Genomic DNA, 19788 nt, shown 5'->3' on the forward strand with positions numbered 1-19788 from the left:
TTGTGATCAAGAGACAGCCTTTACGGAGCCTTTCACTTTGTAACGTTAGCTTATTTGATGGCGAAGGTCGGCAATGATAAATGCCAACGAATAGCGCCAAGCCTTATCAATAGTGTTGAGAACACGCCGGCCAGAAATGCAGTTTCTGAATCGTGCCCCATGCTGATCGCCATGGTATGGAAAGTACCACCAATGATACAAGCGGTCGCGTAGACTTCACTTCTTAGAATCATAGGCACTTCACGGGCAAGTACGTCGCGGATAATACCGCCACCGCAGCCGGTGATGACACCCATGATGATCGCCACTAGTGCTGAATCTTGATAGATAAGTGCTTTTTCTACACCAATGCCAACAAACACCGCTAGGCCAATCGCATCACATACCGGCAATATCCACCAAGCCAGACGTTTCGGGCGTCTTACAATAATCATGGTCAGCAAACAGGTGATGATGATGACCCAAAGGTAGGTGGTATCGGTGATCCAAAACACGGGAGTTGCACCCAATGCCATGTCACGAATTGTGCCGCCGCCAATCGCGGTTACACTGCCTAGAACGGCGACGCCAAAGGGATCCATCTTAAGACGGCCAGCGACAAATACGCCTGAGACGGCAAAGATGGCAGTGCCAAATAAATCGATAATATAAAGCAGCATGGAGTCCATGATACTGGTGCTCTTATAGTTAAAATTGTAGGGACAGGTCGGTGGCGAATTGTACGAAAAAACGCAGCAAATAGTTAGTGATTTTGCCTAGCTCTATCAAAGAAATCGCACACTTGTTGGATCGCTTTCAAAGTTCTCGTTGTCGGGCGATTAATCCAGTCAGAATTGAGGGACCAAATCTGATTTTGAGCGACAGCTGGGATCTCATCTTCCCATGTTTGCCACATGGTTCCATTCTCAATCGCGTGCTGAGAAGTGAAGATTACTTGCGGTTTTCTTAATACAACTTGTTCAATACCAACTTGCGGATAGGGAGAGGCGCTGTCTTCAAAAATATTGTGGCCACCACAAAACTCAAACACCTCACTTGGCCAGTGTCCTTGAGCAACAGTGATGATCGGCTTTTCACTGAGCTGGTAGAAGTAGTTTACTGGCTCGGCATCTTTGTATTCTAGTCTCAACGCGTTGAGCTGCTCTCTGTATTGCTGAGCGTTATTTTCGCCAATGCTTGGATCGCTAGCGTATTCGCTCAGTTGTTCAATATTGGTTGCGATACTGTCTAGGCTTTTGGTCTTGGAGTAGTAAATATTAAAACCAAATTGCTCTAGTTTCGCGAGCTCTCTGGGCGGGTTTCCCGCTGGCCACGCAAGAATCAAATCAGGCTGAAGTGCGATGATTTTCTCAACCTTGATACCTTGATAGTTTGCCACTTTTTCAAGCTTATCGGCTTGTGGTGGGTAATCACTTCGTTCACTTACGGCAACAAGGTTGTTGCCTAAACCAGCGCTGTACGCGAGTTCAGTGGCATGAGGAGCAAGGCTGACTACGCGTTGAGCCAGCTGTACTTGTTCTTGAGTCCGTGGTGCGTCTTCTGCAAATGATAAAGGCAGCCATAAGCTGGAAGACAAAATAGTAAGGCTTGTAACAAGTGCTGAAGGTTTCACTCTAAATCCCTTGGTGAATAAATAGTAAGGCTAGGCTTTGTAAAAATATCCAGATAGCGATGCGACCAAAGAGTAGTTTCTGAACCTGAGATAGATGCAGAGCTGACGGTGCGATTCTTCCGCCTAATTTTGCGCGAATGGCTTTAGTGTTGTCGTAAATCGCAGGGCCACCTAATGATAACTCCAGCTTGTTGCCAACAGCCGTGATTAACCAGGCTGGGCCGGGTAGTGGCCAAGAGCGACTTTGGACTAGCATCATCTTAAATGTGTGCGTTGCTTTATCACCAAAGACGATCATCAAGGCAAATAAGCGCATTGGTATAAGTTCTAGGATAGCGACGATCTTGATTGCCGTTGAGCCGAAAGGAGAAAACTGCTTGCGACTTGGCGACCAAGCTCGAGCTAACTCGACCACAAGGCGATACATTAACGCAGCGATTCCACCACCAATGGCGTACCAGAACAACACACAAACTACGTTACGAGCGTAACCCATGATTATGGTTTCTGTGGCGGCTTTGCCGAGGCCAAGTGACGAAAGTGATTCGGTTTGACGGTTGACAATCGGAGCCAGTAACTGACGAGCGGCCGCTTTATCTTCTCGGCCAAGTACTTTGATCAGTTGGTTAGCCAGCTTTTCATTATTGCGCCAATCAATCGCGAGTAATAACAGTGCCAATTCAAACAGTTGAGATTGCCAAACCAATGGTTGCAGTGCCAATAGAATAACCAGAGTTGGCAGTACCATTAACCCCCAGGCTAATGTGCCTGAGATTAAACTTTGGGAATAGTTGTGGTTGTTATTAACCTTGCTTGCTAAAAGCTCAGCAAACTTATGCCATAAGGTCGTGGGGTGTGCGGCATGGGGGATAGGTAAAATTAAATGAAAAAGCAGTGCTCCCCACATCACAAGGAGCACGCCATTTGCAAATACCTGATCAAACAGTGTTTGCATGTCTAGTCGCTTACTTTAGTAGGGCAACCATCTTGATAACCATTTCAGAAGAGCTTTGCGCTGCTAGTGGCAGGAACTCTTCGAAGCTCATTGGTGATTCTTTGTCTGCAACGTCAGAGATTGCACGAACAACCACGAATGGTACTTGGAATTGGTGACAAGCTTGAGCGATAGCCGATGCTTCCATCTCTACAGCAACAACAGATGGGAAGTGCTTGCGGATGAATTCTTGGCGTTCTGCTGTGCAAACAAATGCGTCGCCAGTACAGATAAGACCGCGAACGGCATGCTTATCTTCCATTTGTGCTAGAGCTTGTTCAGCAACAGCCATCAGTTTGTCGTCAGCTTTGAACGCTGCAGGCTGACCTGCCATTTGGCCGATTTCGTAACCGAAAGCTGTAACGTCTGCATCGTGGTGACGAACTTCAGTTGAGATAACCACATCGCCAAGGTTCAGTGTTGAATCAAAACCGCCAGCAGAGCCCGTGTTAAGAACGACATCTGGTTGGTATTCGCTTAGTAGGATTGAAGTACCAACAGCCGCTGCTACTTTACCAATGCCAGATTGAAGCAAAACAACGTCAACACCATTTAGCTGACCAGAGAAAAAGGTACAACCGCCTTTACTAACTTCAGTAATGTCTGAAATTGCTGCTTTTAGGATCGCAACTTCTTGCTCCATTGCGCCAATGATGCCGATTTTCATGTGTAGTCTCTTAATAAATAATATTTAAACAGTAGAGCGAAATTGTAGCATGGATAAGAAGTGTCGAGCGACTGCCCAGAGGCACTTCTCATCCGAATAGTAGCGATTTATCTGCGTATTCTTTTATCTATTTGATTAGGCCTTCGCTTTTCAAGCTAGCACGAAGTTGTTCAGCTCGTTTTCGGTTTACGCCAAAATCAGAATGGCCAGTACGAGACTCTGAACGCACGATCAGTTTGCCATCCGTGATTTTAAGTTCTAAGTCATCGACAAAACGCATGATGCGCGAAGTACATTCAACACGCAGATAATCTTCTGTTTTACTCGCGGTTTTTGATCCCGGTAAGGTTAGCGCAACCTGCTCAATCGCATCTAAGCTCGCTGAATCTGACAACTCAAACGCGGCCAATGCATGTTGCTCACGATCATCTTGAGTTGATACGCAGTTTGGTTTGTCTCCACAAGGTGATGAAGTTCTGTCTTTCATGTCCGTGATTCCTTGGCTGCAAGCGGTTAACGTTAAAAGTGATAACGAGAGGAGAGCTGCTTTTTTCATAATGTTTCCTATGGCGTTGTTTTAATTGTAGTTATAGGTATTGGCTTGTTTGCGATTGTTTTACGTATTTTTCGATATGCTTGTGATAAACGTATCTAATTCAAAAAAGGATCCATCATTGGATCCCTTTTTTATAGTAACGGCCTGAGTAATAAAGGAAACCTTAGATTAGTCACACTTCTAGGTAATCCAAGATCCCTTCTGCGGCTTTACGGCCCTCATCGATAGCGGTTACTACCAAGTCAGATCCTCGAACCGCATCGCCACCTGCAAAGATCTTGCTGTTGGTGGTTTGGTATTGAAACTCTTGTTTACCGGGAGCCTTGATACGACCCCACTGATCGAGCTCCACACCGAAAGGTTCTAGCCATTCCATCGTATGAGGTTGGAAACCAAATGCCATAATTACGGCATCAGCCTCAAGAACATGCTCACTGCCTTCGACAGGTTCTGGACGACGACGGCCTGCTTCATCAGGCTCACCCAAAGCGGTTTTCACGAATTTCACACCAACCACATGACCAGCGCTGTTAAGCTCTAAGCCGATAGGTTGTAGGTTGAACTTGAACTTCACCCCCTCTTCACGTGCATTTTTTACCTCACGGCGAGAACCTGGCATGTTGGCTTCATCTCGGCGGTAAGCACACACCACATCTGCCGCATTCTGACGAATAGAGGTTCGAACGCAGTCCATCGCCGTATCACCACCACCGAGCACAACCACTTTTTTGCCTTTCATGTCGATGAATGGTGTTGGGTTATCCAGTTCCATGACCTTGTAGGTATTGGAAACAAGGAATGGCAGTGCATCATAAAGGCCCGGTGCGTCTTCGTTATCTAACCCAGCACGCATGTTTTTATAGGTACCGACACCAAGGAAAACAGCGTCGTAGTCATCGACTAGTTGTTGTAGTTGAACGTCTTTACCGACTTCGGTATTCATCTTAAATTCGACACCCATACCACTAAAGATACGGCGACGGTTTTCCATGATGCCTTTCTCAAGCTTGAACGATGGAATACCAAACGTCAGTAGGCCACCGATCTCCGGATAGCGGTCAAACACAACGGCTTTTACGCCATTACGAACTAGGATGTCAGCCGCCGCTAGACCTGCTGGCCCCGCACCGATGATCGCGACCTTTTTATCAGTCCACTCAACGTGAGACATGTCAGGCTTCCAACCCATCTCAAAGGCTTTGTCGGTAATGTACTTTTCAATATTGCCAATGGTTACGGCACCGAAATCGTCATTGAGGGTACAAGAGCCCTCACACAAGCGGTCTTGAGGGCAAACTCGACCGCAAACCTCAGGCAGGCTGTTGGTTTGGTGAGACAGTTCAGCGGCTTCGATAATGCGCCCTTCATTGGCAAGCTTAAGCCACTGAGGGATGTAGTTGTGAACAGGACATTTCCATTCACAGTATGGGTTACCACAGTCTAAACAACGGTCTGCTTGCGCTTTCGCTTGCTGTTTAGTGAAAGGTTCGTAGATCTCTACAAACTCAATCTTACGAATTTTGATTGGTTTCTTCGCTGGATCTACGCGATTCACATCAATAAATTGGTATACATTCTGGCTCATTATTGGCTCCTTCCAATTATTGCGCTTGAACACGAAGTTCAGCAGAGCTGCGGCTTTGATGACCGAGCAAGGTATTAAGGTCCGCCGTCTTCGGCTTCACTAGGTAGAACTTCGGAATCCATTCATCAAAGTTCGCCAGAATAGCTTCAGCGTGTACTGAGCCAGTCTCTTCTAAGTGCTCTGCAATTAAGCCACGCAGATGTTCTTGGTGGATGTATAGATCAGACAGAGAAAGTGCCTCAACCGATTCGTTGTTCACTCGGCCTTGGAAGTCTTCGTTTTTATCCATCACATAAGCAAAACCACCTGTCATACCTGCGCCGAAGTTCACTCCGGTTGCGCCAAGAATCGCTACAATACCGCCTGTCATGTATTCACAAGCGTTGTCGCCTGCGCCTTCAATCACAGCGACGGTACCTGAGTTACGTACGCCAAATCGCTCGCCTGCAGTTCCTGCTGCAAATAGCTTGCCTCCGGTTGCACCATACAAACAGGTGTTGCCTATGATGGTCGCTTCGTTACAAGTAAATGCGGTGCCTTGGTGAGGCTTGATAACCACTTTGCCGCCAGCCATGCCTTTGCCAACATAGTCATTGGCATCGCCTGTTAGGTAAAGCTCAACGCCGCCTGCGTTCCAAACCGCAAAAGACTGACCTGCGGTACCGTCGAGATATAACTTGATTGGTGAACCTGCCATCCCTTGGTTGCCGTATCGCTTAGCAATTTCACCAGAGATACGAGCACCAATCGAGCGGTCTGTGTTGATCACGTTGTAGTAAAGGCTGGTGGATTGACGTTTCTCAATTGCATCGAGTGCATCATCCAGAATCTGCTGGTTGAGCTGAGCTTTATCAAATGGTGCGTTTGGCTCGGTCCAAAACAGTGGGTGACCTTCTGGAGATACCGGAGCTTCGAGTATTGAAGAGAGATCGAGCTTGTTCTGTTTCGCGGTGAGGCCTTGAACGGCTTCAAGTAAGTCAGTACGACCAATCAGGTCCGTGAGTTTTTCTACGCCGAGTTCTGCAAGGTATTGGCGAACTTCATCGGCTAGGCCTGTAAAGTAGTTCACCACCATGTCTGGCAGGCCTTTGAAGTATTCGCGGCGTAGTGTTTCATCTTGAGTCGCAACACCCGTCGCACAGTTGTTTAGGTGACAAATTCGTAAGAACTTACAACCCATTGCGACCATTGGCGCGGTACCAAAACCAAAGCTTTCTGCACCGAGAATCGCACCTTTAATCACATCAAGGCCAGTTTTTAAACCACCATCGACTTGCAGGCGGATCTTATGACGAAGCCCGTTAGCAACCAGTGCTTGTTGAGTTTCTGCTAAGCCAAGCTCCCAAGGGCAACCTGCGTATTTTACCGAGGTTAGAGGGCTTGCCGCGGTACCGCCATCGTAGCCAGAAATGGTGATCAGATCGGCATAGGCTTTCGCTACACCAGTTGCAATCGTGCCTACACCCGGTTCCGATACTAACTTTACTGAAACCAAGGCTTTAGGGTTCACTTGTTTAAGGTCGAAAATCAGCTGCGCTAGATCCTCGATAGAATAAATATCGTGATGTGGAGGAGGGGAGATCAGTGTCACCCCTTGAACTGAATATCTCAGCTTAGCGATTTCTGCGGTAACTTTATGGCCGGGCAGTTGACCACCTTCTCCAGGCTTCGCACCTTGCGCGACCTTGATCTGCAAAACATCCGCATTGGTTAAGTAATGTGGCGTCACACCAAAACGACCGGAAGCTATCTGCTTGATACGAGAGTTACGGTCAGTACCAAAGCGTCGAGGGTCTTCACCACCTTCACCAGAGTTTGAGTAACCACCCAAGCGGTTCATCGCCATTGCTAATGCTTCATGCGCTTCTGGGCTCAAAGCACCGATCGACATTGCCGCAGAGTCGAAGCGTTTAAACAGATCGCTGTTAGGCTCGACTTGCTCTAGTGGTAGAGGCTGATCGGCTTTTTTGAGGCTCATTAAGTCGCGTAACATCGCAGCTGGACGAGCATTTACTTGCTTAGCAAAAGAGAGATAATCCGATGTCTCACCTGTTTTTACTGCAGTTTGCAGAGTGCCAACCACATCAGGGTTATAGGCGTGATATTCGCCGCCGTGTACGTATTTGAGTAAACCACCGTGCTCGATTGGCTTACGCTTAGTCCAGGCTTTACGAGATAAGTTATAGATATCTTGCTGGAAATCGCTAAAGCTTGCGCCTTGGATTCGAGTGGTAACTCCGCGGAAACAGAGCTCAACAACATCGGAATGAAGGCCAATGGCTTCGAAAAGCTGTGAACAGCGATAAGAGGCAATGGTTGAAATTCCCATCTTCGACATGATCTTGTACAGACCTTTGTTGATGCCGTTTTGGTAATTTTGCATTGCGGCACGATAATCTTTATCTAAAGAGCCATCATCCAACATTTTACCTAACGCTTCATAAGCGAGGTATGGGTAAACCGCGGTTGCACCGAAGCCAAGCAGCACAGCAAATTGGTGTGGGTCGCGCGCAGTTGCTGTCTCAACAACGATGTTGGCATCACAACGCAGGTTGGTATCAGCAAGCCTTGTTTGCACCGCACCAACCAACATGGCTGCAGGGATCGGTAGTTTTCCTTTCTCTAAACCTTTGTCCGACAGCACAACTAAAACCGCACCTTCGCTGACTTCTTGTTCGGCGCTATCACATACTGCTTTGATTGCTTGTTCTAGATCTTGGTTATTCGGGTCGTAGTGCATGCTGAGAATGACATGACGATAATGTTTTTGACTCAACTGCAGAAGCTGCTGCATGTCTGAGTAAAGCAGTACTGGTGAATCAAACGTGACACGATAGGCGTGACCGTCTGTTTCACAGAACACGTTCATCTCTTTACCAATACTGGTCGCCAAAGACATCACGTGTTTTTCACGCAGTGGATCAATCGGTGGGTTGGTGACCTGTGCAAATTTCTGGCGGAAGTAATCAGTAACCAGACGCTCTTTTGAAGAGAGCACAGCCATCGGCGTATCATCGCCCATTGAGCCTACCGCTTCCTGTCCCATATCACCAAGCACACGCAGCACTTGGTCGGACTCTTCGTTGCTCATCGCAAACTGTTTTTGGTAGGTCTTGAGCGTATCATCGTCAAAGCTACGCTTACCCACTTGGTCATCTTGCAGCGCAGAAAATGGCGTTAACTTGTGAACGTTCTTTTCCATCCACTCTTTATATGGGTGGCGGCCTTTGAGGTCATTGTCGATCTCATTAGATTGCCATAGCTTGCCGCGGCGAGTATCTATTACCAACAGTTCGCCCGGGCCAACACGGCCTTTCTCTGCGACTTCATCCGGTGCGTAGTTCCAGATACCGACTTCTGATGCGAGCGTGATTAGATTGTCTTTGGTAATCACATAACGCGCAGGACGCAGGCCGTTTCTATCTAGGTTACACGCAGCGTAACGACCATCTGAAAGTACGATACCAGCAGGACCATCCCACGGTTCCATGTGCTTTGAGTTGAAGTCGTAGAATGCACGTAGATCTGGGTCCATATCTGGGTGGTTTTGCCAAGCGGGCGGCACAAGCATGCGCATCGCTCGGAACACATCCATACCACCGGCAAGGAACAGGTCGAGCATGTTATCTAGGCTTGATGAATCTGAGCCTGTCTCATTCACAAAGGGGGCGGCGGTTTGTAAGTCTGGCAGCAACGGCGAAGAGAATTTATAGGCACGAGCCTTAGCCCACTGACGGTTACCTTCAATGGTATTGATCTCACCATTGTGTGCTAAATAGCGGAATGGTTGAGCCAGTGGCCAACGTGGTTGAGTATTGGTTGAGAAACGCTGGTGGAACAGACATATCGCCGATTCCATACGTAAGTCAGCAAGATCGAGGTAAAATCGCGGAAGATCGGCCGGCATACACAAGCCTTTGTAAACCATGACTTGTGTCGAAAGGCTACAAATATAGAAATCTTTGTCTTCGGTGATCTGCTTTTCAATTCTGCGACGAGCAATATATAGGCGGCGTTCGATGTCACGCTCACGCCAGCCTGCAGGTGCTGAGATAAAGACTTGTTGAATGTTTGGAACAGAATCTTTTGCGATTGGCCCCAAAACGTCGGTGTTAGTCGGCACGACACGCCAACCTGCGACGGTGAGTGTCTCTTGAGCGAGCTCTTTATTGACGATGTCTTGCGCAGATTGCGCTTTGATTGGGTCTTGGCTGAAGAAAATCATGCCGACAGCGTATTGCTTGCCGAGGTTGAAGTTATTCTCTTCTGCGATAATTCTGAGGTAAGAGTCTGGCTTCTGTAGTAATAAGCCACAGCCATCTCCGGTTTTACCATCCGCGGCGATACCACCACGGTGTGTCATGCGATCTAGGGCTGAAATAGCAGTTCTTACCAACTTATGACTAGGTTGGCCTTCCATTTGCGCTATTAAACCAAATCCACAGTTGTCTTTTTCAAGACTAGGATCATATAGAGCCATTGCAATTCTCCCTTTTGCTTCTCTGTCATCCAGACAGTAAATGACTAACTATTCATGTACTTGTTGTTTTTTATAAACTGATAGTTTGCTTTAGCCAGTTAAAACGTTATTGGTTGTGTTAACAAAACCGATTGATTTTATTTTCATCAGCTTTACAACGTATAGCTAATTGTGTTTAAGGTCAAGTTCATGGTTAATTATCATGCATAAACGCGATTAGCCACTTAATAATCTAAAATAGTCGATGGATATCAATGAGATATATAAGGTGAATGTTAACGAGATTTAACATATACAACAGGATGATTTTGAAAACGCCAAAGGCCAGATAGAAAAAAGGCTAGCATCGAGTGCTAGCCAAATATAAAAGTTAGGAAGGGTATTGCTTTTCCTCTAGGCTAACGTAATTGACGTTAGCCCGAGAAATATTATGCGGAAAGCATGAGTGAATCAGCTTTCGCTTCTAAGTTTGAGTTACCCATTAAGAAGTCATCAATCGCAATTGCACATTCACGACCTTCATTAATACAACGTACAACTAGAGATTGACCAGTACGCATATCACCAGCAGCGAAAACGCCTTTCTGGTTCGTTGCAAAACCTTCAGAAGCGACGTTACCGCGCTCGTCCAGTTTAATGTCTAGTTGAGCAAGCACGCCGGTTGGCTCCGGGTGTAAGAAGCCCATTGCTAGGAATGCCATGTCACAAGGAATAACACGTTCAGAGTTCGCGACTTCATCAAAGCCTGGACGCTCACCTGGTTTCGCATCTTGCCAAACGATGTCAGCAATACGTAGACCCGTCACTTGACCTTGCTCGTTACCGATGAACTCTTTGGTTAAGATGTTCCAGTGACGTTCACAACCTTCTTCGTGAGAAGTGGTGGTTTTCATGATCATTGGGTATTGAGGCCAAGGCATGTTTGCAGGGCGCTTCTCTGGTGGGATCGGCATGATCTCAACCTGAGTAATGCTCGCTGCCTTATGACGGTTTGATGTGCCCACACAGTCAGAACCAGTATCACCACCACCGATAACCACAACGTGCTTATCTTTAGCGTGAATCTCTTCTGTTTTAAGATCTAGGTTGTTAGCACGGCGGTTGTTTTGACCAAGGAATTCCATGGCAAAGTGAACGCCTTTCAACTCACGACCAGGGATTGGCAAGTCGCGTGGAACCGTAGAACCACCCGTTAGCAATACCACATCAAACTCTTGGCGTAACTGTTGAGCATTAACATCAACACCGATGTGTTGGTTAACTTTAAACTCAACGCCAGCTTCAGCCATTAAGTTGATCTTACGATCAATCACGTCCATACCCAGTTTGAAATCTGGGATACCGAAGCGAAGTAGACCACCGACTTTCTCGTCACGTTCAAATACCGTTACCGAGTGACCAGCGCTGTTTAGCTGCTCAGCTGCGGCTAGGCCAGCAGGACCTGAACCGATAACTGCGACAGTTTTACCTGTGCGAGAGCGTGGTGTTTTAGGTTTTGCGTACCCTTCACGGTACGCAGTTTCGACAATCGTTTTCTCGATATTACAGATAGTGATTGGGTCTTGGTTGATACCAAGAACACAGGCACTTTCACAAGGAGCAGGACAAACACGACCGGTAAACTCAGGGAAGTTGTTGGTAGAGCTTAGGATGTTCCAAGCCTCTTCCCAGCTGTCACGGTAAACCGCATCATTGAATTCTGGGATGATGTTACCAATCGGACAACCGCTGTGACAGAAAGGTACGCCACAGTCCATACAACGAGATGCTTGAGTATTGATCTTGTCACCAAACTCTTCGTTAAGTACGAACTCTTTGTTGTCTTCGATACGAACCGATGGGTCGAGCTTCTTTGGAAGCTCGCGACCGTGTTCTAAAAATCCAGTAGGCTTACCCATTATACTGCCTCCACTTCTTCCGTTTGTGCCTGTTGTGCTTCAGCTTTACGCTTCTCAAGAACTGCTTTGTAGTCGCGTGGCATAACTTTAATCAGTGATGCAATACTTGCTTCAAAGTTGTCTAGGAAAGACTGAGCAACTTCACTTCCTGTGAATTCAACGTGCTTGGTTAGCATATCTAGTAGAAGATCTTTATCTTCTTGTTCAATTGGATCTAGGTCTACAAGTTCTGGGTTAAGCTTGGTTTCGAAGTCACCAGCTTTGTCCCAAACATAAGCGACACCGCCACTCATACCCGCAGCAAAGTTACGACCTGTTGAGCCAAGGATAACGGCAACACCGCCAGTCATGTATTCACAACCGTGGTCACCAACGCCCTCAACAACAACCTTCGCACCTGAGTTACGAACACAGAAACGTTCACCAGCCATACCGCGAATGAAAGATTCACCTGAGGTTGCACCGTAGAAACATACGTTACCAACCACGATGTTATCTTCAGCAACGATAGAAGATTTCGCATCTGGGTACAGTACCAAAGTACCGCCAGACAGACCTTTACCCCAGTAATCGTTCGCGTCGCCTTCTACTTCGAACTTAACGCCTTTCGCAAGGAACGCACCGAAAGATTGGCCAGCACTACCGTGGAACTTAACGTTCATTGGTTGTGGTAAACCTTGGTCTTTGTAAACCTTCGAGATTTCGTTCGACAGCATGGTACCAGCAGAGCGGTCTGTGTTGATGATAGGGAAGGTCGCATTCACGGTTTCACCTTTCTCAAGCGCTGGAATTGCCGCTTGAATCAACTTGCGGTCTAGAACGTCTTCTAGGTTGTGGTTTTGTTGTGTCTGGTTGTAGATACCATCTTCTTCACGAGCCTGCTCAATGTGCAGTACAGGTGTTAGATCTAGGTTCTTGTACTTCCAGTGGCCGATGTCGTCACGAACTTTAAGTTTGTGCGATTGACCTACCATCTCATCGATAGAGCGGAAGCCAAGTTCAGCCATTACTTCACGCAGACCTTCAGCCATGTATTGGAAGAAAGTCACTACGTCTTCTACGCGGCCGTCGAAACGCTCACGCAGAGTTTTGTTTTGTGTTGCGATACCAACAGGACAGGTATTCTTGTGACACTTACGCATCATGATACAGCCTTCAACAACCAATGCTGCTGTTGCTACGCCCCATTCTTCCGCGCCAAGTAACGTTGCTACTGCAAGGTCACGTGGTGTTTTCATCTGACCATCAGACTGAACAACGATACGGTTACGTAGGCCGTTTTTCAGTAGTGTTTGGTGCGTTTCTGCTAGACCTAGTTCCCAAGGCAGACCTGTGTGACGGATAGAAGACATCGGAGATGCACCCGTACCACCATCAAAACCTGCGATAAGTACCACGTCAGCTTTCGCTTTCGCTACACCCGATGCAATCGTACCTACGCCAGCTTCTGATACTAGCTTCACGTTGACACGACCGTTACGGTTCGCGTTTTTCAGATCGTAGATCAGCTGAGCCAAATCTTCGATTGAGTAGATATCGTGGTGTGGCGGTGGCGAGATAAGACCTACGCCCGGAGTCGAGTGACGCGTTGCGCCGATCCAGTCATCAACCTTATCACCAGGTAGTTGACCACCTTCGCCCGGTTTCGCACCTTGAGCCATCTTGATTTGTAGCTCATCAGCGTTAGATAGGTAGTAAGACGTTACACCAAAGCGACCAGAAGCCACCTGTTTGATTGCTGAACGTTCCCAGTCGCCGTTTTCTTTACGTTCGAAACGTGCTGGATCTTCACCACCTTCACCTGAGTTTGATTTCGCGCCAATGCGGTTCATCGCAACAGCCAGTGTTGAGTGAGCCTCATGCGAGATTGAACCAAAGCTCATTGCGCCGGTTGCGAAACGCTTAAGAATGTTCTCGATTGGTTCTACTTCTGCTAGAGGAATAGAGCCTGCAGGGTTCTTGATGAAGTCCAGTTGGCTACGTAGCGTTGCTGCGTTGTCGCCTTGGTCATCAACTGCTTTTGCGTACTTCTTGAACTGACCGTAATCTTTGTTACGCGTCGATTCTTGAAGTAGAGAAATCGTTTCTGGGTTGAATAAGTGTTTCTCACCACGTTGTTTCCACTGGTAAACACCACCAACATCAAGGATCTGAGCTGGAATTTCACGAGCTGGGTAACCAACACGGTGACGAACCAATACTTCTCGCGCGATATCGTCGATCGTTAGACCTTGGATACGAGAAACAGTACCTGTGAAGTATTTTTCAACCACTGATTTGCTAACACCAAGTGCTTCAAAGATTTGTGCACCGTGGTAAGACTGCAGCGTAGAGATCCCCATCTTAGAGAAGATCTTAAGTAGACCGCCGTTAACACCTTTACGGTAGTTATCGAATAACTCACGTGGGTGTACGTTTGGATCTAGCTTCTTGGTACGTTGCAGTTCAACAATCGTTTCAATAACTAGGTATGGGTTAACTGCGTTTGCACCATAACCGATAAGCGTTGCAAAGTGGTGTGTCTCACGAGCGTCGCCCGTTTCAACAACGATGTCACACTTAGCACGTAGACCTTTACGGATTAGGTGGTGGTGAACCGCGCCAACCGCCAGCATTGCTGGAATAGCGGCATGGTTAGAGTTAACCGCACGGTCTGTCAGTAGGATGATAGAGTAGCCATCAATCACTGCGTCTTCTGCGTATTGGCAGATACGCTTAAGTGCGCGCTCTAACTTACCTTGGTCGCCATTTGCTTGGAATACGATATCCAGCGTCTTCGCCTGAAGGTGCTCGTTATCGATTGCACGCAGTTTTTCTAACTCAGAGTTAGACAGTACTGGAGACTCAAGTTCTACTTTTTGACAGTGCTCAGGTGTTTCAGCAAGTAAGTTCTGGTCTTTACCTAGGTAAGTGTTCAGAGACATAACCATGCGCTCACGAATCGGGTCGATCGGCGGGTTAGTTACTTGTGCAAACAACTGTTTGAAGTAGTTTGAAAGGTGCTGCGATTGGTGAGAAAGAATCGCTAGCGGCCAGTCAGCACCCATTGCAGAAAGTGGCTCGTAGCCTGTTTTCGCAAGAGGTAGAATGATTTCGTTTACTTCTTCAGAACTCACGCCAAACGATTGTTGTTTGTGTAGTAGTTTCTCTGGAGAAGGTTGGCTAAATTCGTTGCTCGCATCCGGTAGCTTTTTCAGGCTCAGAAGGTTCTCTTCAACCCACTTTTCGTAAGGTTGTGCTTTAGCAATGCTGTCTTTCACTTCTTCATCAGAAATGATGCGGCCTTGCTCAAGGTCAGCTACGAAGATACGACCTGGTTGTAGACGACCACGGTACTCAACGTTTTCAGGTGCAATCTCAACAACACCAGACTCAGACGCCATTACTAGGAAGTCGTCTTTAGTTACTGTGTAGCGAGAAGGACGCAGACCGTTACGGTCAAGTGTTGCACCTACTTGAACACCATCGGTGAAACATACTGATGCTGGGCCATCCCATGGTTCCATTACGTTCGCGTGGTACTGGTAGAACGCACGACGAGTTGGATCCATGTTTTTGTTTTCTTGCCATGCTTCCGGGATCATCATCATCAACGCGTGTGGCAGAGTACGACCTGAAAGAACAAGTAGCTCAAGTGCCATATCGAAGTTTGATGAATCCGAACTACCTTCCTGACAGATAGGAAGCAGCATGTCGATTTCAGCTTGTGTAAACAGATCCGATTCTAGGATTGCTTCACGTGCTTTCATCCAGTTCAGGTTGCCGCGAACCGTATTGATTTCGCCATTGTGCGCGATGTAACGGAAAGGCTGAGCTAGACGCCAACGTGGGAATGTATTGGTAGAGAAGCGAGAGTGTACTAGTGCTAGAGCTGTCACCATGGTTGGGTTTTGCAGATCTAGGAAGTACTGAGGAACTTGTTCAGTTGTTAGCTGACCTTTGTACACCAATGTCTTGTAAGACATAGAGTTGATGTAGAAGTCATCACCGATATTTGAAACGCTTTCTAGGCATACACGAACCGTGTAGTTACGTAGAACATACAGTTTACGCTCAAGCTCTTCTGGTGTGATACCAGGGCCGCCAGAAATAAATACGTGTTCAAATTGAGGTTCAGTGCTTAGTGGGTCAGCACCAATCATTGAATTGTCCGTTGGAAGTTCACGGTAACCGATAACTTCTAACTCAAGGCGTTGTGCATTGCGTTCTAGAATGTCACGACACTGTGCACGTTTGTGTTCATCTTTAGGGAAAAGTACAACACCAACACCATATTTTTCAAAAGATGGCAGCTTAATTCCAAGCTTTACGGCTTCTTCTAGTAAGAATTCGTGCGGCTTCTGTAGCAGGATACCTGCACCATCACCAGAACACGGATCGCAGCCTTGGCCGCCACGGTGTTCCATACGTGCAAGCATATCGAGTGCTTGAGTTACTACATCATGAGATTTGCGATTCTTTAGATGCGCAACAAAACCGATACCACAAGCGTCATGCTCCAATTCAGGAGTATACAGACCCTGTGAGTTCTGCTCTTGATCTACCATAGATACATCCTTCCAGTTAAATCTAGGCGCAACTTATTTGTATAAAGTCAGCCTTGTCCTTTTATATTTATGGGTCTAAACCTGCCTATGCTGGCGGTTTGAATCCTTTCCGTATCTCGCAGGAAAAGTATTGCGAGAAAAACAATCCTTAGTGATACCTGTTTATTTTTAACCACAAACTAGTGGTTTATATAGGTGGGAGTTAGATATCACCGACTTATTAGCAAGTTTTCGTTGTAAGTAAATACTCAAAAATAGCCAATATGTGTAAGTATCCTACAATTTTGTCTAGGCGAATTGCAATGAAAGTTGACCCATGTAGACCATTTTTTTCGTTTTATTTTGAATTTAATGCCTAACAAATGTGCAACATTAGGCAAATAGAGCCGATTTTTTGCATGTTTATTGATATTTGTTAGGTTGCTCGCAAAAAGCCTTGAGTAAACTAATTGGTCGAATTTTGCAGGGATGTAATTTTTTTTCAAAAAAGACTGATATTCATTCTTATTTACTTGAGTGCTTTGAAAATATGCAATTACACGAGTTGGTCAATACTATCGGCCAAGACCTTCAACGCCGTTATGGCGAGAAGGTTCACAAGCTGACGCTTCATGGTGGTTTCAGCTGCCCAAACCGAGACGGGACAATTGGCCGTGGAGGTTGCACGTTTTGTAACGTGGCTTCCTTTGCCGATGAACAAACTCAGGTTCAGAGTATTGCAGAACAACTAAAAGATCGTGCGGGTGAAATTGCTCGTGCTAAGAAGTATCTGGCTTACTTTCAGGCGTACACCAGCACTTATGCTGAGGTGCAAGTGCTCAAGAATATGTATGAAGAGGCGCTAAAAGCACCCGGTGCAGAGATCGTCGGCCTTTGTGTTGGTACGCGACCAGACTGTGTGCCTGATGCGGTGTTGGATCTGTTAGCGGGCTACGTTAAACAAGGCTATGAGATTTGGCTCGAGCTTGGCCTGCAAACCGCCAATGATAAAACCCTCAAGCGAATTAACCGCGGCCACGATTTTGCAGTGTATGAAACGATCACCCAACGCGCACGCGCTTTAGGTATCAAGGTGTGTACTCATCTGATTGTTGGCCTACCAAAAGAAACCAAAGCGGATAACCTTGAAACCTTAGACAAGGTATTAGCCGTTGGCACCGATGGTATTAAGCTGCACGGCCTTCATATAGTAGAGGGCAGTACCATGGCTAAGGCGTGGAAGGCCGGAAAGCTAGAAGCCCCAAGCCTTGAAGAGTACATCGATATCGCGAGTGAGATCATTCAACGCACGCCTGCGGACGTGGTTTATCACCGTGTTTCTTCAGCGGCGAGACGCCCAACCTTACTTTCTCCTTTATGGTGTGAGAACCGCTGGTTAGCGATGACTGAAATAGGTCGTTCGTTGGATAAAACCGGTGCTCAAGGCATCAAAACGGGCTCTGCATTCGAGTACACGTTGCCTGTTTTAAACGCGGCCAATTAATAGAAATGGGTGACTGTAGGTAACAGCAGATAAAACCAATAAATAGTGGTAACATTTCCCTAGCAGATTTTATGGTATAGATTGAGAGTAAATGGAACTGGTAATGACTTGGTTGTGGGACAGGGCGTATGGCTACGGTATTTATATCGTTGTTGTATTGCTGATTGCTCTCATCTGCTGGCATCTCTATTCTCGTTATCAGTCGCATATCGAAATGCTTCTACTTGCTACCCCGTCGCCACTCTACTTTGTTGATGTTCGAAGTGGCGAAATACTCTATGCCAATCGCCAAGCCATGCAGTTGCTTGGTATCCGCCAAATCGGTGTTAATTTTCGCTTTCCTACTGTGGAAAGCGAGAACAGCTTTCGTCACTACTTAACCAACCACATCAACTCTCGAGCCTTCGAGCAGGTCTCCCTGTGGGCGCTTTCTGAATTTGAGTCGTTCAAGATCAACTTGATCGGTCGTAAGATCCATTTTAGAAATAAGCAGGCTTGGATGATTCACGCCTCACCTTATAAAAACACTAACGAAGAACTGTCCCAAGAAGTTCGAGAACTGAATGTTGCTCGTACCGCTTTGGATTCTTTGTCTGAGCTGATCTACGTGAAAGATCAGAAAGGTCAGTTAGTGACGAGTAATCGCTCGTTTAAAAAGTTTTGGCATGGTCGTGCTGAAGAGGGCACCCTGAGTGTTTCTGGTGGAGTATTAAAAGGTCGTGTAAGTGAACGCTCTTGGACTACAGATCAAGATGGAAAAAGCTGCTTGCTTGAAACCTACCAAAGTGTGCTGCTTTCCCAAGATGGAGAAACCATCGGCACGCTCTCTATTAGTCATGATGTGACCGATTGGCATGACATGCAGCAGAAACTGCGTGGCGAGATGGAGAAGCGAAAAGATACCGAAGTGGCACTTGCGCAGCGTGACACCATCTTGCAAAACCTCCTGGAGGCCAGCCCAGACTCGATTGGTATCTTTAATGAAAACATGGTTTATCAAGCGTGTAATAAACCATTTGTGGCTGCGCTGGGTATCTCTGAAGTCAGTGACTTGATCGGTAAACGTTTACAAGATGTGGTGCCACATAGCATCTATACGCGAATATCAGAAACCGATCATCAAGTGCTTCATCAAAGTAAATCACTGCGTTATATCGACAAAGTGGTCTCAAGTGATGGAACATTTACTTGGTATGATGTAGTCAAATCACCGTTTAGAGATCCAGCATCGAGCACTAATGGTGTGTTGATCATGGCGCGTGATATTACAGAGCGTTATCTAGCAGAACAAAAGCTTGAAGAAGCCAACCTTGAACTTGAACGCCTCAGCTTTATGGATAGCCTGACTAAAGTGTCTAACCGACGTCGTTTCGATGAACAGCTCTCTACACTGTGGCATTATCATGTGCGTGAGAAGCTGCCACTGACGATCATGCTATGTGATATCGACTTCTTTAAAGGCTACAACGACTTTTACGGACACCAACAAGGCGATGATGCTTTGATTCAGGTTTCTCAGGCATTTAAGCAGGTGTTGAATCGTTCATCTGATTGTGTGGCTCGTTATGGTGGTGAAGAGTTCGGCTTTATTCTGCCAAATACAACGACCGAAGGTGCTCAGCTGGTGGCGCAGCGTATTCATGATGAAGTCCTAAAATTGGAACTTGCGCATGAGAAGTCGACAGTCTCTGAATTCATCACGGTGAGTATTGGTATTATCTCTTACATTCCTACACCTGATGATGAAATGGAATCGGCTGTTGCCTTGGCTGATAGTGCGTTGTATCAAGCGAAATCAGACGGTCGCAACCGTTCAATGGTGCATCCATACTCAATTCGCTAACGCTATAAAATTGGCAATTTGATTATCCCCGGCTATTTTTGCTTAGTTAGTATTTGTATTGGTTAATTAACCTTCGAAATTACCGCTGAACACTTGCTGCGTGTGATGTAGCTAGCTTACCTC

11 protein-coding genes are annotated in these 19788 nt (G+C 46.6%); 2 read left to right on the forward strand and 9 right to left on the reverse strand.

What is annotated here, in order from left to right:
- Window positions 1-50: 50 nt before the first annotated feature.
- The 9 genes from AB4583_RS17480 to gltB (AB4583_RS17520) form a co-directional block, all read right to left on the reverse strand.
- Complete coding sequence (locus AB4583_RS17480; RefSeq protein ID WP_017062893.1) at window positions 51-668, reverse strand: TRIC cation channel family protein; 618 nt, start codon at window positions 666-668, stop codon at window positions 51-53.
- Window positions 669-742: 74 nt separating this feature from the next.
- A complete protein-coding gene (btuF, locus tag AB4583_RS17485; RefSeq protein ID WP_372118538.1) occupies window positions 743-1612 on the reverse strand; it encodes a vitamin B12 ABC transporter substrate-binding protein BtuF in 870 nt (289 codons plus the stop codon).
- Between the two features lies 1 nt (window position 1613).
- Entirely contained in the window at window positions 1614-2567 is a 954-nt protein-coding gene (locus AB4583_RS17490; protein WP_102332777.1) for a cobalamin biosynthesis family protein, read from the reverse strand.
- Window positions 2568-2577: 10 nt separating this feature from the next.
- Window positions 2578-3273 (reverse strand): 5'-methylthioadenosine/S-adenosylhomocysteine nucleosidase, encoded by a 696-nt coding sequence (gene mtnN, locus AB4583_RS17495; RefSeq protein ID WP_372118541.1) that lies wholly within the window; start codon window positions 3271-3273, stop codon window positions 2578-2580.
- A gap of 127 nt (window positions 3274-3400) precedes the next feature.
- Window positions 3401-3829, reverse strand: coding sequence for a DUF1499 domain-containing protein (locus tag AB4583_RS17500; RefSeq protein ID WP_017059301.1), 429 nt, complete (start codon window positions 3827-3829; stop codon window positions 3401-3403).
- 172 nt (window positions 3830-4001) lie between these two features.
- Entirely contained in the window at window positions 4002-5414 is a 1413-nt protein-coding gene (locus tag AB4583_RS17505) for an FAD-dependent oxidoreductase (protein WP_372118544.1), read from the reverse strand.
- A gap of 16 nt (window positions 5415-5430) precedes the next feature.
- Window positions 5431-9894, reverse strand: coding sequence for a glutamate synthase large subunit (gene gltB, locus AB4583_RS17510; protein WP_372118546.1), 4464 nt, complete (start codon window positions 9892-9894; stop codon window positions 5431-5433).
- A gap of 428 nt (window positions 9895-10322) precedes the next feature.
- Entirely contained in the window at window positions 10323-11792 is a 1470-nt protein-coding gene (locus AB4583_RS17515; RefSeq protein ID WP_017070082.1) for a glutamate synthase subunit beta, read from the reverse strand.
- Window positions 11792-16339, reverse strand: coding sequence for a glutamate synthase large subunit (gene gltB, locus AB4583_RS17520; RefSeq protein ID WP_372083386.1), 4548 nt, complete (start codon window positions 16337-16339; stop codon window positions 11792-11794). Before gltB (AB4583_RS17520) ends, AB4583_RS17515 begins: the two co-directional genes overlap by 1 nt.
- Before the next feature lie 529 nt (window positions 16340-16868).
- On the opposite strand from gltB (AB4583_RS17520), the gene AB4583_RS17525 reads away from it, so the two are divergent.
- Both AB4583_RS17525 and AB4583_RS17530 read left to right on the forward strand, forming a co-directional pair.
- On the forward strand, window positions 16869-17822 hold the full coding sequence (locus AB4583_RS17525) for a TIGR01212 family radical SAM protein (RefSeq protein WP_017062887.1): 954 nt from the start codon (window positions 16869-16871) through the stop codon (window positions 17820-17822).
- 91 nt (window positions 17823-17913) lie between these two features.
- Entirely contained in the window at window positions 17914-19665 is a 1752-nt protein-coding gene (locus tag AB4583_RS17530) for a diguanylate cyclase domain-containing protein (RefSeq protein ID WP_136978406.1), read from the forward strand.
- Window positions 19666-19788: the final 123 nt, after the last annotated feature.

The sequence above is a fragment of the Vibrio sp. 10N.222.49.C12 genome (assembly GCF_041475025.1).
GTDB lineage: Bacteria > Pseudomonadota > Gammaproteobacteria > Enterobacterales > Vibrionaceae > Vibrio > Vibrio crassostreae_C.

Coding starts and splice junctions, on each gene's coding strand:
- AB4583_RS17530 (WP_136978406.1), top strand. CDS start 17,914: ATGGAACTGGTAATGACTTGGTTGTGGGACAGGGCGTATGGCTACGGT.
- AB4583_RS17490 (WP_102332777.1), bottom strand. CDS start 2,567: ATGCAAACACTGTTTGATCAGGTATTTGCAAATGGCGTGCTCCTTGTG.
- AB4583_RS17525 (WP_017062887.1), top strand. CDS start 16,869: ATGCAATTACACGAGTTGGTCAATACTATCGGCCAAGACCTTCAACGC.
- AB4583_RS17505 (WP_372118544.1), bottom strand. CDS start 5,414: ATGAGCCAGAATGTATACCAATTTATTGATGTGAATCGCGTAGATCCA.
- AB4583_RS17480 (WP_017062893.1), bottom strand. CDS start 668: ATGGACTCCATGCTGCTTTATATTATCGATTTATTTGGCACTGCCATC.
- gltB (WP_372083386.1), bottom strand. CDS start 16,339: ATGGTAGATCAAGAGCAGAACTCACAGGGTCTGTATACTCCTGAATTG.
- mtnN (WP_372118541.1), bottom strand. CDS start 3,273: ATGAAAATCGGCATCATTGGCGCAATGGAGCAAGAAGTTGCGATCCTA.
- AB4583_RS17500 (WP_017059301.1), bottom strand. CDS start 3,829: ATGAAAAAAGCAGCTCTCCTCTCGTTATCACTTTTAACGTTAACCGCT.
- AB4583_RS17515 (WP_017070082.1), bottom strand. CDS start 11,792: ATGGGTAAGCCTACTGGATTTTTAGAACACGGTCGCGAGCTTCCAAAG.
- gltB (WP_372118546.1), bottom strand. CDS start 9,894: ATGGCTCTATATGATCCTAGTCTTGAAAAAGACAACTGTGGATTTGGT.